Origin of the sequence: Klebsiella sp. PCX, assembly GCF_021869705.1 — a bacterium.
Classification (GTDB): Bacteria; Pseudomonadota; Gammaproteobacteria; order Enterobacterales; family Enterobacteriaceae; genus Klebsiella; species Klebsiella quasipneumoniae.
This window is the reverse complement of sequence record NZ_CP091527.1, coordinates 4,933,237-4,947,398: the sequence shown is the minus strand read 5'-3', so window position 1 is coordinate 4,947,398 and position 14,162 is coordinate 4,933,237. Positions and strand designations below refer to the sequence as shown.

Here is a 14,162-nt window from a genome sequence, read left to right as displayed (position 1 = left end):
GGCTTGCCTCTGTCAATGAGGTGACATACGTCCGTCGAAACGGGCGCTGCTGTGCCGCGCTGCAGGTAGGGTACAGGGCGGCTGTTATTGTTGCGTATAAATGTTATTCGCCCAGCGCGTCGCGGGTGGGCAGCCCCTCGCTGTCGCCCTGGACCTGAATCGCCAGCGAACCGATTTTATTGCCGCGGTTCACCGCCTGACGCAGGGTTTTGCCTTCCAGCAGGGCGCTAATTACCCCGACGGCAAAGCCGTCGCCGGCGCCGACGGTATCGACGACGTTTTCGACTTTAATGGCATCAACCGTTCCCTGTTCGCCGTTGGCGCTCTTGAACCAGGCGCCGTCGCAGCCAGTTTTAATGACCACCGCCTTGACGCCGCGCGAGAGATAGAAATCGGCGATCCCCTCCGGAGTCTGCTGGCCGGTGAGGATGACGCCCTCTTTTAAGCCTGGCAAAACCCAGTCAGCCTGGAAGGCGAGACGGTTGAGTTTCTCCACCATCTCGGCTTCGCTTTTCCACAGCACCGGACGCAGATTGGGATCGAAAGAGAGGGTTTTGCCCTCGGCTTTCATGACCTTCGCCGCATGCTCCAGCAGCGCATATGAGCTTTCAGAGAGCGCGGCGGCCACGCCGCTCAGGTGCAAATGACGGGCGCTGGTGAAGTAGTCGGCGCGAAAATCGTCAGGCGACAGATGGCTGGCGGCAGAACCTTTACGGAAATACTCCACAATGGGATCGGTTCCATTTTCGACTTTCGATTTCATCTGGAAACCGGTAGCGAAGCGGTTGTCAATGGCGACAGCATGACTATCGATCCCCTCTTTCGCCAGCGATTGCAGTACGAAGCGGCCAAAGCTATCGTTACCGACGCGGCTGACCCAGCCGACCTTCAGACCCAGGCGCGCCAGACCGGTGGCGACGTTCAGCTCGGCGCCGGCGACACGTTTCATAAAATGCTCCACCTCGGCCAGATCGCCGGTTTCGGTGGCGACAAACATGGCCATAGCTTCGCCGATGGTGATGACATCTAAATTTTCCACGGCTTATTCCTCGCGTAACAGGTTGACGTAGCGGCGGGTCACGGCCGTCAGGTCATGGCCAGTCAGCGGAAACTCGATTCCACGCGGTGCGTCGGCGGGAAGATTATCGAGCAGGGCCAGCCAGCGGTCGGCGGCCTGATCCGGCGGCACAGCGCGGAATTTCTCCTGATGTGGCTCCGCCGCTTTCACATGAATATAGCTGACCGCCGGCGCAAGATGGCGGGCTGCCTCTTCCGGCGAATCGCCGACCCACAGCCAGTTGCCCATATCAAACGTTAAGGTGATCGGCAGCTGATGGACCCGGCAGGCGGCTTTGAAGCGCTGCATCGGCGCCAGCTGGCCGCAGTCGGTCTGATCATTCTCCACCACCAGCGCCATGCCGCTGTCGCTGAGGATATGGCGCAGCTCGTCGAGCTGCTGGTTGTGGCGGAAATGGCCAAGGGAGAGCTTCAGCCACAGGGCGTTAAGGGTCTGCGCTTCCGCGAGCAGCGTCGGGAGATGCGGGTTAAGCTCGCCGTTGTCGGCGAACAGCGCCTGGGGCGCGGAGTAGCAAGCCAGCAGGCCGTGGCGCTCGATGGTGGCCGCCAGCGCCGGCAGGGCGTTGAGCTCTTCGGCGCTGAACAGCTCGCGGCGGATTTCGACGCCGTCCGCGCCGGCGTCGGCGATAAACGGCAGGACGGCGGCCTGGCCGCCTAAGGATTTAACATGGTCATTACCATAGGCAGCGGTAACGACAATAATTTTTCTGGCCATCGCGCTCTTACTCCCGGCGTTTGTTGCTTAATCTCCTTATTACGCTAGATGGTATCGGTTCCATAAGAAAGGGCGAGATGTTTAATTTATGATCGGCATCACGAAGGATCGTTAACGGGAGGTTGATCCGCGGACGATAAGCTCGCCGGAAAAGACCCGCTCGCAGATGGGGTCGTTAGTGCCGGCAATGCGCCGAATCACCTGTTCCACCGCCGCGTAGCCGATCTGCCACGTCGGTTGTTTGAGGGTGGTGATGCCGACGCCGGCCAGCTCCGCCCACTCCAGTTCGTCGAAGCCCAGCAGGCCGATATCGCTGCCCCAGATCAGGCCGACGCGCTTCAGGGCGCGGGCCACCTGCAGCGTCAGCGCGCCGTTGGCGGAGATCACCGCTTTGCGCATCCCGCGGTGGCGCGCGTGGAACTGGCGCAGGACGTTGTCCATCATCGCGCCGTCGTTGAGCTGCACTTCGGCGTTTTCGGCCACCACGCCGTGGTGGCGGGCGAGCGTGGCGCGAAAGGCGCTCAGGCGCTCGCGGCGGGTATTGACCGAGCCCAGCGGTTCGCTGAGAAACAGGATGGCCTCAAAGCCTTTCTCCACCAGGTGTTCGGTGGCGGTGGTGGCGGCCTGAGCGTTATCAAGCCCGACCACATCGCAGGCGAAATCGGGGATTTTACGGTCAATCAGCACCATCGGCAGGGCCGACTGCTGCAGGCGGTTCAGGCCATCCTCCCGCATGCCGACCGCGTTGACGACGATGCCTTCCACCTGATAGCTGCGCAGCAGGTCGAGATAGTGCAGCTCCTGGTCAAGCTCGTTATTGGTGTTACACACCAGCAGGGTAAAGCCCTTTTCCCGGCAGGCCGCTTCAATGCCGCTCATGACATTGACCGAATAGGGGTTGGTGATATCGGCGATGATCAGGCCGATGAGGCGGGTGCGGCCGTGCTTGAGGCCGCGGGCCATCAGGCTGGGGCGGTAGTCGAGTTCGGCAATGGCTTTTTCAATACGTGATAACAGATCGTCGGAAAGCAGGTGCTTCTCGCCGTTAAGATACCGTGAAATGCTGGTTTTGCCGGTCTTTGCGGCTTTCGCCACATCGCTAATGGTTGCACGCGCCGCTTTCGCCATGATGGCTTCCTTTGCTGAAAATCTGCCAACACCTTAGCGCGAAAAATAGCGATATCAAGCATTTTGCCCGGCAGAGCGGCTGCCGGGCGACATGAGGTTGCGCTTACTGCAGCGGGCTGAGGGTAATTTCTACGCGACGGTTCTGCGCTTTGCCTTCCGCCGTGCTGTTGCTGGCGATCGGGTTTGCCGGGCCCATGCCGGTGGTGCGAATGCGATTGGCCGCCACGCCCTGGGTGATCAGTGCGCTGGCGACGCTGTCCGCACGCTGCTGCGACAGACGCATATTCAGATCCTTGCTGCCGGTGCTGTCGGTGTAGCCGACGACGTTAACAGCGGTTTTCTCATACTCTTTCAGCACCATGGCCACGCCGGTCAGGGTGTTGGCGCCGGCCGGTTTCAGGTTGGCGCTGTTGCTGTCGAAAGTGACGTTATTCGGCATGTTCAGCACGATATTGTCACCATTTCGCGTCACGCTGACCCCGGTTCCCTGCATTTTGTCGCGCAGCTTCGCTTCCTGCACGTCCATGTAGTAGCCTATGCCGCCGCCCAGCGCCGCGCCTGCCGCTGCGCCAATCAGCGCGCCTTTGCCGCGGTCATGTTTGGAAGAGGAGAGCGCGCCGACGCCAGCGCCCACTAAGGAGCCAATACCTGCGCCAATACCGGATTTACCTGCTTCACGCTCACCGGTATAGGGGTTGGTGGTGCAGCCAGAAATCGCCAGGGTGCCGCTGACCAGCGCCGCAATCATAAGTACGCGTTTTTTCATTTAATGTCCTTAATCCTTTTTATTCTTTGTCACAGCGAACGTGACGGTTGATTATGACGCGCGAATACGTAGAAAATTCCCCAAACACCATCTCATTTTGTAAATAACATTGAACGGCGCCGATCGCACCGTCACCACACCTGCTTTCGCTGACCAGGAGCTGCCCTTGCCAACCTCATCTGCAACCAAAACCATTTTAACCGCCGCCCATTGGGGACCGATGCTGGTGGAAACGGACGGGGAAAACGTCCTTTCCTCCCGCGGCGCGCTGGCGACACCGTTTGCCAACTCGCTGCAAACGGCGGTGCGCGACCAGGTGCACAGTAAAACCCGCGTGCGCTACCCGATGGTGCGCAAAGGTTTCCTTGCCTCTCCGGACAAGCCCCAGGGGGTCCGCGGTCAGGATGAATTTGTGCGGGTGAGCTGGGAGCAGGCGCTGGATCTGATCGATGCCCAGCATCGTCGGATCCGCGAAAGCTACGGACCGGCCTCTATTTTTGCCGGCTCCTACGGCTGGCGTTCTAACGGCGTCTTGCATAAGGCGGCCACCCTGCTGCAGCGCTATATGAGCCTGGCGGGCGGCTACACCGGCCATCTCGGGGATTACTCCACCGGCGCGGCGCAGGCGATCATGCCTTACGTCGTGGGCGGCAATGAGGTGTATCAGCAGCAGACCAGCTGGCCGCTGGTGCTGGAATACAGCGAGGTAGTGGTGCTGTGGAGCGCCAACCCGCTGAATACGCTGAAAATTGCCTGGAACGCCTCCGACGAGCAGGGTATCCCGTGGTTCGACCGGCTGCGCCAGAGCGGAAAACGCCTGATCTGCATCGATCCGATGCGATCGGAAACTGTCGATTTCTTTGGCGATTCGATGGAGTGGATCGCGCCGCATATGGGCACCGACGTCGCGCTGATGCTGGGTATCGCCCATACGCTGGTGGAGAATGGCTGGCAGGACGACGAGTTTCTTGCCCGCTGCGCCAGCGGCTACGAGATTTTTGCCCGCTATCTGACCGGCGAAAGCGACGGCGTGGCGAAAACCGCCGACTGGGCGGCGGCTATCTGCGGCGTCGCAGCGGATAAGATCCGCGAACTGGCGAAACTTTTCCACGAAAACACCACTATGCTGATGTCTGGCTGGGGCATGCAGCGCCAGCAGTATGGCGAGCAGAAACACTGGATGCTGGTCACCCTGGCTGCGATGCTGGGGCAGATTGGCACCCCGGGGGGCGGGTTTGGTCTTTCCTACCATTTCGCCAACGGCGGCAATCCGACCCGCCGCGCAGCGGTGCTGGGCTCGATGCAGGGGAGCGTGGCCGGAGGCGTGGACGCCGTGGAGAAGATCCCGGTCGCGCGGATTGTCGAGGCGCTGGAGAACCCGGGGGCGGAGTATCAGCACAACGGCATGGCGCGGCGCTTCCCCGATATTCGCTTTATCTGGTGGGCCGGCGGCGCCAACTTTACCCATCATCAGGATACCAACCGCCTGATTCAGGCCTGGCAGAAACCAGAGCTTATCGTCATCTCCGAATGCTTTTGGACCGCCGCCGCGCGTCATGCCGATATCGTCCTGCCGGCGACCACCTCGTTTGAGCGCAACGATCTGACGATGACCGGGGACTACAGCAATCAGCATCTGGTGCCGATGAAGCAGGTGGTCGCCCCGCAGGGTGAAGCGCGCGATGATTTCGCGGTCTTTGCCGACCTCAGCGAACGCTGGGAGGCGGGCGGCCGCGAGCGCTTTACCGAAGGGAAGAGCGATCTGCAGTGGCTGGAGACCTTCTATCAGATGGCCGCCCGGCGCGGCGCCCAGCAGCAGGTGACGCTGCCGCCGTTTGCCGAATTCTGGCAGGCTAACCAGCTGATTGAGATGCCGGAGGAGCCGGAGAATGCCCGTTTCATCCGCTTTGCCGCCTTCCGCGACGATCCCCAGGCCAACCCGCTGAAAACGGCGAGCGGTAAAATTGAGATCCACTCGCCGACCATCGCCGCCTTTGGCTACACCGACTGCCCGCCGCACCCAATGTGGCTGGAGCCCGACGAGTGGCATGGCAACGCCGAGGCGGGGCAGCTGCAGCTGCTGTCGGCCCATCCGGCCCACCGGCTGCACAGTCAACTGAACTACTCCGCGCTGCGCGAACGCTATGCCGTTGCCGGACGCGAACCGTTGACTATTCATCCGCAGGATGCCCGGGCGCGGGGGATTGCCGATGGCGATCTGGTGCGGGTGTGGAACGCCCGCGGTCAGGTGCTGGCCGGCGCGGTGGTGACGGAGGGGATCCGCCCGGGGGTGATATGCCTGCATGAAGGAGCGTGGCCCGACCTGGATCCGGTGGCGGGCATCTGCAAAAACGGGGCGGTGAACGTCTTAACTAAAGATATCCCAACATCCCGCCTGGGCAACGGCTGTGCCGGTAACACCGCCCTGGCGTGGCTGGAGAAATATACCGGCCCGGCGCTGCCGCTTACGGCATTTGATCCGCCGGCCAACGCATAATCCAGGTGGGGTGCTGAGTATCGTCCTGCCATGCGCAATCTTCAATGCGGAAGCCTTGCGCATGGTAGAAACTGACCGCTGATTCGTTTTTCTGATAAACCTCAAGGCTAAGCCAGGCGTAGTGCTGCTTGACTTCATCCAGCAGCGCCCGGCCAATGCCCTGGCGAATAGCGTCGGGCGCGACGAACAGCGCGCCGACGAAACGGGACTCCAGCACGCTGACAAAGCCTTTTAGCTCCCCGTCGCGCTCCCAGACCCAGGTGCTGGCGGCGGGAAGATAGACATCCCGTACCACCGCGACGCTGTCGCGCCAGTAGCTTTCGCTGATAAAGGGATGGGCATGAATCGTGCTTTCCAGCCACAGGTCCAGCAGCGGCAGGTTATCTTTAGCGTCCCATTTGCGGATCATCCTGACCTCCCGGGTGACAGAAGCAGCCGGTGACATGGTCGTTGACCAGCCCGCAGGCCTGCATAAAAGAGTAACAGATTGTCGAACCGACAAACTTAAAACCGCGTTTTTTCAAGGCCTTAGACAGCGCATCTGAGGCCGGCGTCGTGGTCGGGATCTCCGCCAGCGTCGCCGCGCGGGTGACCTGGGGCGCATTGTCGACGAAGGACCAGACAAAATCAGTGAACGACTCGCCATTTTCCTCCATCGCCAGATACGCCCGGGCGTTGCCGATGATGGCCTGGATTTTTCCCCGATGGCGGATAATCCCGGCATCCTGCAGCAGTCGCTCGACATCTTCATCCCCCATCGCCGCCACCCGCACCGGATCGAACTGGTGAAAAGCCTGGCGATAGTTTTGCCGTTTTTTTAACACCGTGATCCATGATAACCCGGCCTGCTGACCCTCAAGGCAGATCATTTCAAACAGCCGCTGGGATGCTTTTTGCGCGACACCCCATTCGGTATCGTGATACTCGATATATAACGGATCCTGACTCACCCATCCGCAACGCTGCATAGCTATTTCTCCCTCTGCGCTAAAAAAGTGGACGCCCCGGCTTGACGACTGAAAGATAAAGATAATAGTTAATACAGGGAAATCGTATCCCCCAAAAAAACACAGCAATAATGCCGATTCGGCTCTTTTCTGGAGTCGCATTAATGATAATAAAGAAATGCAATGGCCTCCGGGGGTTCTTGTTCCCGGTGTGCGTATCCGTCTGGGTGTCGTGTGTCTCTGGAGCGAATGCCTGGCAACAGGAATATATCGCTATCGATACAAAAAGTAATACGTCGGAACGCTATACATGGGATAGCGATCACCAACCACGCTATGAAGATATCCTCGCCGAGCGGATGAAGTCGTCTGAAACGCCGGGCGGACTGGCGTTAAACCAGGGGCTGGCACCGCCGGACAGCAGCCGTGGGATGAGCGTCGGCTGGAATTATCTGCTGGCAAACGGCATGACCTCCGGGCCGGTGGCCAGCCTGCGCAGCGACTACACCGCACCGGCGACGAAAAGCGTGGGCGAGACGGGATATGTCAACACGCTCGGCTGGCGTATGGATTATCAGTCGCTGTGGGGCGTGCACCCTTGGGCGCAGGTGAGCTATAACCAGTCGCTCGCCAGCGATGCCTGGTCGCCGACCACCCGCGCCAGAGAGGGCGGCTGGAGTGATGTCACCCTGGGCGCCGATATGCCGCTAGGATCGCATGTGGCGGCATGGGCCACGCTGTCACAGGCGGACAACGTCCCATCGGGGGAAAATACGCTCTATCTGATGGGGGTCAGCGCCAACTTTTGACCCGCGATTGTTACGCATTTGAAACGATGTGGTTATTGTTAAATCTCAGTAATGGCGCATTTCTGTGAGATAGCGCACACTAACTTTTTCCCTGAAATTCGCGGAATGAATGTCATGCAATGTCATTCATTCCGCCATTAATGCATTTCATTCCCTGCTGATGGCAGTTCATGCCTTTTTCCCCCACTGGATGAGGGGCCTTCGCTATTGTGGCGGCAGTTAATTTATCAGGACAACTGCTATGAACGCTGCAAACCGTCAATCGACCCGCTGGCTTACGCTTATCGGCACCATCATCACCCAATTCGCTCTCGGTTCGGTTTATACCTGGAGCCTGTTTAACAGTTCACTATCTGACAAACTGGGCGAACCGGTCAGCCAGGTCGCCTTCTCCTTTGGCCTGCTGAGCCTCGGGCTGGCGCTCTCTTCGTCGGTCGCCGGCAAGCTGCAGGAGCGTTTTGGCGTGAAGCGCGTCACCATGGCCTCCGGGATCCTGCTTGGTCTGGGCTTCTTTCTGACCGCCCACTCCAGCAGCCTGATGATGCTGTGGCTGAGCGCTGGCGTGCTGGTGGGGCTGGCGGACGGGGCCGGTTATCTGCTGACCCTGTCGAACTGCGTCAAGTGGTTCCCGGAACGCAAAGGGCTGATCTCCGCCTTCTCCATCGGTTCCTATGGCCTCGGCAGCCTGGGGTTCAAATTCATTGATACTCATCTGCTGGCCACCGTTGGTCTGGAAAAAACCTTCGTTATCTGGGGCGCTATCGTGCTGGTGATGATCGTCTTTGGCGCGACCTTGATGAAAGATGCGCCAAATCATACGGCGACCACCACGGCCAACGGCGTCGTGGAAAACGACTTCACTCTCGCCGAATCGATGCGTAAACCGCAGTACTGGATGCTGGCGGTGATGTTCCTGACGGCCTGCATGAGCGGTCTGTATGTGATTGGCGTGGCGAAAGATATCGCGCAGGGAATGGTCCACCTGGATGTCGCCACGGCGGCCAATGCGGTAACGGTTATCTCAATCGCTAACCTTAGCGGTCGCCTGGTGTTAGGTATCCTGTCCGATAAAATTTCCCGCATTCGCGTGATCACCATCGGTCAGGTGGTGTCGCTGGTGGGGATGGCCGCGCTGCTGTTCGCTCCGCTGAATGCCATGACCTTTTTCGCCGCCATCGCCTGCGTTGCTTTTAACTTCGGCGGAACCATCACCGTCTTCCCATCGCTGGTCAGTGAATTCTTCGGTCTGAACAACCTGGCGAAAAACTATGGTGTGATTTATCTGGGTTTTGGTATCGGCAGCATCTGCGGTTCCCTCATCGCTTCGCTGTTCGGGGGCTTCTACGTCACCTTCTGCGTGATCTTCGCCCTGCTGATTATTTCGCTGGCGCTTTCCACCACCATTCGTCAGCCGAAAGGCAGTGTCTATAGCGAGGCGCATGCCTGAAACCTGCAGCGTGAAACGTGCCCCTGATTAATACCCTAAGCAAATAGTGCCAATCCAGCCAAATATTTTGTAAATGTTTGGCTGGATCACATTCCCTCCTGATACTTTTCCCGTTCCCTGTGGTCTACTTATCGCGCTTTGTAGAGGTTTCTGATAACCAACCCTAACGCACCCTATTAGCCTACTGACTCATGCCACAGCGTCAGGCGGTGTTTTATTCTTCTTTTTCCAGGTTTGCTTGCATGAAATATATTAGAACGATGACGCAGCAGAAGCTTAGTTTTTGGCTGGCGCTGTACATCGGCTGGTTTATGAACGTCGCCGTTTTTTTTCGGCGTTTCGATGGTTATGCTCAAGAGTTCACTGTCTGGAAAGGGCTTTCCGGTGTCGTTGAACTGGTGGCCACGGTCTTTGTCACCTTCTTCCTGTTACGTCTTCTGTCGCTGTTCGGTCGCCGTATCTGGCGCATTCTGGCGACGCTGATTGTTCTGTTTTCCGCCGCCGCCAGTTACTACATGACGTTCCTTAACGTGGTGATTGGCTACGGGATTATCGCCTCGGTGATGACCACCGATATCGACCTGTCGAAAGAGGTCATCGGCTGGCATCTGATCCTCTGGCTGGCGGCAGTGAGCGCGCCGCCACTGCTGTTTATCTGGAGCAACCGCTGCCGCCATACGCTGCTGCGCCAACTGCGTACCCCGGGCCAGCGGGTTAAAAACGTGCTGATCGTGGTGTTGGCCGGCCTCATCGTCTGGGGACCTATCCGCCTGCTTGAGCTGCGCCAACACGATGTCGAGCGCCATTCGGAAGTGGATATGCCGAGCTACGGCGGGGTGATCGCCAACTCCTACCTGCCGTCGAACTGGCTGTCGGCGCTGGGGCTGTACGCCTGGGCGCAGGTGGATGAATCCTCAGATAACAAATCGCTGATTAACCCGGCGAAGAAATTTACCTACGTCGCCCCGGAAGGGCTCGATGACACCTACGTGGTGTTTATCATTGGCGAAACCACCCGCTGGGATCATATGGGCATCCTTGGCTATAGCCGTAACACCACGCCAGAGCTGGCGAAAGAGAAGAATCTGGTCGCTTTCCGCGGCTACTCGTGCGATACCGCCACCAAGCTGTCGTTACGCTGCATGTTTGTGCGTCAGGGCGGGGCAGAGGATAACCCGCAGCGGACCCTCAAAGAGCAGAACGTCTTTGCGGTGCTTCATCAGCTGGGCTTCAGCGGCAATCTGTACGCCATGCAGAGTGAGATGTGGTTCTACAGCAACACGATGGCCAACAATATCGCCTATCGCGAGCAGATTGGCGCCGAGCCGCGCAACCGCGGCAAGAGCGTTGACGATATGCTGCTGGTGGATGAGATGAAGCGCGGTATGGAGCAGGGCAACGCCTCTGGTAAGCACCTGATCATCCTCCACACGAAAGGCTCGCACTTTAACTACACCCAACGCTATCCGCGCAGCTTCGCCCAGTGGAAGCCGGAGTGCGTCGGTGTTGATAACAAGTGCTCGAAAGCGGAGCTGATCAACTCCTATGACAACAGCGTGACCTATGTCGATCACTTTATCGTCAGCGTCCTCGACCAGCTGCGGGATAAGAAAGCGATTGTGTTCTATGCCGCCGACCATGGCGAGTCGATTAACGAGCGTGAACATCTGCACGGTACGCCGCGCAAGATGGCGCCGCCGGAACAGTTCCGTGTGCCGATGATGGTCTGGATGTCGGATAAATACCTGGAGAATCCGGATCATGCCGCTGCGTTTGCCCATCTGCAGCAGCAGGCCGCGATGAAGGTGCCGCGCCGCCACGTCGAGCTGTACGACACCATTATGGGCTGCCTCGGCTATACCTCGCCGGATGGCGGGATCAACGAGAACAACAACTGGTGTCGCGTGCCGGCTTCGAAGAAAGCGGCGAAAGAATAGCAATAGTGGCGAGATTCTCGCCGCTTGATTGATTTTTTGCTAATAAGGCATTGACGGGGGGGCATCCCAGCAGTAAGATGCGCCCCGCATTCGGTGATTGGCGCAGCCTGGTAGCGCACTTCGTTCGGGACGAAGGGGTCGGAGGTTCGAATCCTCTATCACCGACCAAATTCAAAAAGCCTGCTCAATGAGCAGGCTTTTTTGCATCTGCGGCCAGTGAGGATGAGAACCTCCGGGGGCAGGAGGTTCGACTCGAGCGGAGCGAGAGAACGTTGCGTCAGCAACGGCCCGCAGGGCGAGCCACAAAGTGGCGAGTCATCCTCTATCACCGACCAAATTCGAAAAGCCTGCTCAACGAGCAGGCTTTTTTGCATCTGCGGCCAGTGAGGATGAGAACCCCGAAGGTTCGCTCCAGATCTCGTAGGCCCGCGCAAGCGCAGCGTCGCCGGGCACCTTCTGCAGTCTCCCGGCCCAAAACCGCATCAAAATCACAAAAAACATCTTTACCCCCGTTTCCAGCCAGCTGTTCGCTATTTTGTGACATCTTCCATTGCATTTTTTTATCGATGAACAGATCTTTTTTCGCGAAGCTTATGGCTGAATACAGCATTTTCCGCTGTGCGTTTTAACGTTCACGCTATTAATCGCTCACATATTGGTCACATAGCAAGAAATTTTTCTCATTTACTGGCATTGTTTCCCACTAGGTGTCGCAAATTAATAAGGTCTTTATTCTGCATATTCGCCAGTAGCATAAATTTCTCTGCTGAAAATAGCGTCTTGAAGTTTTTTTAATCTTTGCCTGTCGTTTCTCACGCTGGATGTAAAACCCGGCTGGCTGTATTGACGTTTCCCCATTCTGTTGACAGATTGTAGGGCATGAGGGGCATTTCATGGAGAATCCGTACTGCAACTCAGTCGTTTTTGCGAAAGGAATCCCCATCTCTCTCAACGCCTTCGGGCACCACCGACTGGACCGGGTATATTCTAAATAGTTCGAATTGCGGGAAGGCGGCAAGCTTGAGCATCCCCAGAGCATAGATGGCTATGTGACTGGCTTATTGAGCACAGCCAACGCATCCATCATTCGAATATGACGAATAAAAATAAATAAAGGTCCGGCGGATATATGCAAACAACATCACAGTTTTGGAGCAGAATAATGAGTATTTCCTTGAAGAAATCAGGGATGCTGAAGCTTGGTCTGAGCCTTGTCGCCATGACCGTCGCTGCCAGCGTGCAAGCGAAAACCCTGGTTTATTGTTCAGAAGGCTCGCCGGAAGGCTTTAACCCACAGCTCTTCACCTCTGGCACCACCTATGACGCCAGTTCCGTACCGATCTACAATCGCCTGGTCGAATTCAAAACCGGTACGACGGAAGTTATTCCTGGACTGGCTGAAAAATGGGAAGTCAGCCCGGATGGTAAAACCTATACTTTCCACCTGCGTCAGGGCGTGAAGTGGCAGGATAATAAAGACTTTAAGCCAACCCGTGACCTGAACGCCGATGACGTGGTGTTCTCCTTCGATCGTCAGAAGAATACCAATAACCCGTACCATAAAGTTTCTGGCGGCAGCTATGAATACTTTGAAGGGATGGGATTACCAGACCTGATTAGCGAAGTGAAGAAAGTGGACGATAAAACCGTCCAGTTCGTCCTGACCCGCCCGGAAGCGCCGTTCCTCGCTGACCTGGCCATGGACTTCGCCTCTATTCTCTCTAAAGAGTATGCCGACAACATGCTGAAAGCCGGCACGCCGGAAAAAGTAGACCTCAATCCTATCGGTACCGGTCCATTCCAGCTGCTGCAGTACCAGAAAGATTCCCGCATTCTGTATAAAGCCTTCCCGGGCTACTGGGGCACCAAGCCGAAGATCGATCGTCTGGTCTTCTCCATCACCCCGGATGCCTCCGTGCGCTATGCCAAGCTGCAGAAAAATGAGTGCCAGGTGATGCCGTATCCGAACCCGGCGGACATCGCGCGCATGAAGGAAGATAAGAACATTACCCTGCTGGAACAGCCGGGCCTGAACGTCGGTTATCTCTCCTTCAACACCGAGAAGAAACCGCTGGACGACCTGAAAGTTCGTCAGGCGCTGACCTACGCGGTTAACAAAGAAGCGATCATCAAAGCCGTTTACCAGGGCGCAGGCCAGGCGGCGAAGAACCTGATCCCGCCGACCATGTGGGGCTATAACGACGAGGTTAAAGACTACACCTACGATCCGGAGAAGGCGAAGCAGCTGCTGAAAGAAGCGGGCCTGGAAAAAGGCTTCACTATCGATCTGTGGGCGATGCCGGTACAGCGTCCGTATAACCCGAACGCCCGCCGTATGGCGGAGATGATCCAGGCCGACTGGGCCAAGATTGGCGTCCAGGCCAAAATCGTCACCTACGAGTGGGGCGAGTATCTGAAACGCGCGAAAGCGGGCGAGCACCAGAGCGTCATGATGGGCTGGACCGGCGACAACGGGGATCCGGATAACTTCTTCGCCACCCTGTTCAGCTGCGCCGCGGCGAAAGACGGCTCCAACTACTCGCGCTGGTGCTATAAGCCGTTTGAAGATCTGATTCAGCCGGCCCGCGCCACCGACGACCACAACAAGCGTATTGAACTGTACAAACAGGCTCAGGTAGTGATGCATGACCAGGCTCCGGCGCTGATCATCGCTCACTCCACCGTTTACGAGCCAGTGCGTAAAGAAGTCAAAGGCTATGTGGTGGATCCGCTGGGTAAACACCACTTCGATAACGTCTCTGTCGAATAATAAGCACGATGCCTGACCCCCTCTCCCCGCGTGGGAGAGGTGGGGGGCGTATTCCCGCTATTCCGGGGA

11 protein-coding genes, 1 tRNA gene and 1 other RNA gene are annotated in these 14,162 nt (G+C 57.7%); 7 read left to right on the top strand and 6 right to left on the bottom strand.

Annotated features, from left to right (window positions below; all coding sequences use genetic code 11):
- Positions 1 to 103: 103 nt before the first annotated feature.
- From GQR96_RS23680 to GQR96_RS23665, 4 genes are all read right to left on the bottom strand, one after another.
- Positions 104 to 1,039: a sugar kinase gene (locus GQR96_RS23680; RefSeq protein WP_032456719.1), complete on the bottom strand. Its 936-nt coding sequence runs from the start codon at positions 1,037 to 1,039 to the stop codon at positions 104 to 106.
- Between the two features lie 3 nt (positions 1,040 to 1,042).
- Positions 1,043 to 1,792, bottom strand: a complete 750-nt coding sequence (locus GQR96_RS23675; RefSeq protein ID WP_065903792.1) for a sugar phosphate isomerase/epimerase family protein — start codon at positions 1,790 to 1,792, stop codon at positions 1,043 to 1,045.
- A 111-nt stretch (positions 1,793 to 1,903) separates the two neighbouring features.
- Entirely contained in the window at positions 1,904 to 2,920 is a 1,017-nt protein-coding gene (locus GQR96_RS23670; protein ID WP_004205002.1) for a LacI family DNA-binding transcriptional regulator, read from the bottom strand.
- A gap of 103 nt (positions 2,921 to 3,023) precedes the next feature.
- Positions 3,024 to 3,686, bottom strand: coding sequence for an OmpA family lipoprotein (locus GQR96_RS23665; protein ID WP_002921917.1), 663 nt, complete (start codon positions 3,684 to 3,686; stop codon positions 3,024 to 3,026).
- 166 nt (positions 3,687 to 3,852) lie between these two features.
- On the opposite strand from GQR96_RS23665, the gene GQR96_RS23660 reads away from it, so the two are divergent.
- Entirely contained in the window at positions 3,853 to 6,183 is a 2,331-nt protein-coding gene (locus GQR96_RS23660; protein ID WP_048326017.1) for a molybdopterin guanine dinucleotide-containing S/N-oxide reductase, read from the top strand.
- Here the strand turns inward: GQR96_RS23660 and GQR96_RS23655 are convergent.
- Positions 6,152 to 6,592 (bottom strand): N-acetyltransferase, encoded by a 441-nt coding sequence (locus GQR96_RS23655; protein ID WP_004205000.1) that lies wholly within the window; start codon positions 6,590 to 6,592, stop codon positions 6,152 to 6,154. The two genes, GQR96_RS23660 and GQR96_RS23655, sit on opposite strands and share 32 nt — an antisense overlap.
- A complete protein-coding gene (gene tag / locus GQR96_RS23650; protein ID WP_049004415.1) occupies positions 6,570 to 7,151 on the bottom strand; it encodes a DNA-3-methyladenine glycosylase I in 582 nt (193 codons plus the stop codon). Before tag ends, GQR96_RS23655 begins: the two co-directional genes overlap by 23 nt.
- 206 nt (positions 7,152 to 7,357) lie before the next feature.
- On the opposite strand from tag, the gene GQR96_RS23645 reads away from it, so the two are divergent.
- The 6 genes from GQR96_RS23645 to dppA all read left to right on the top strand — a co-directional run bounded on the left by GQR96_RS23645 (position 7,358) and on the right by dppA (position 14,093).
- Positions 7,358 to 7,939: an autotransporter outer membrane beta-barrel domain-containing protein gene (locus GQR96_RS23645; RefSeq protein WP_072140522.1), complete on the top strand. Its 582-nt coding sequence runs from the start codon at positions 7,358 to 7,360 to the stop codon at positions 7,937 to 7,939.
- Positions 7,940 to 8,180: 241 nt separating this feature from the next.
- On the top strand, positions 8,181 to 9,386 hold the full coding sequence (locus GQR96_RS23640; protein WP_004204995.1) for an L-lactate MFS transporter: 1,206 nt from the start codon (positions 8,181 to 8,183) through the stop codon (positions 9,384 to 9,386).
- Positions 9,387 to 9,628: 242 nt separating this feature from the next.
- Complete coding sequence (gene eptB / locus GQR96_RS23635; protein WP_017900016.1) at positions 9,629 to 11,323, top strand: kdo(2)-lipid A phosphoethanolamine 7''-transferase; 1,695 nt, start codon at positions 9,629 to 9,631, stop codon at positions 11,321 to 11,323.
- A 91-nt stretch (positions 11,324 to 11,414) separates the two neighbouring features.
- Positions 11,415 to 11,491 (top strand) — tRNA-Pro (locus tag GQR96_RS23630).
- 34 nt (positions 11,492 to 11,525) lie between these two features.
- Positions 11,526 to 11,658, top strand: a non-coding RNA gene (locus tag GQR96_RS23625) — RtT sRNA.
- Between the two features lie 827 nt (positions 11,659 to 12,485).
- Positions 12,486 to 14,093, top strand: a complete 1,608-nt coding sequence (gene dppA, locus GQR96_RS23620) for a dipeptide ABC transporter periplasmic-binding protein DppA (protein ID WP_069734276.1) — start codon at positions 12,486 to 12,488, stop codon at positions 14,091 to 14,093.
- Positions 14,094 to 14,162 lie beyond the last annotated feature (69 nt).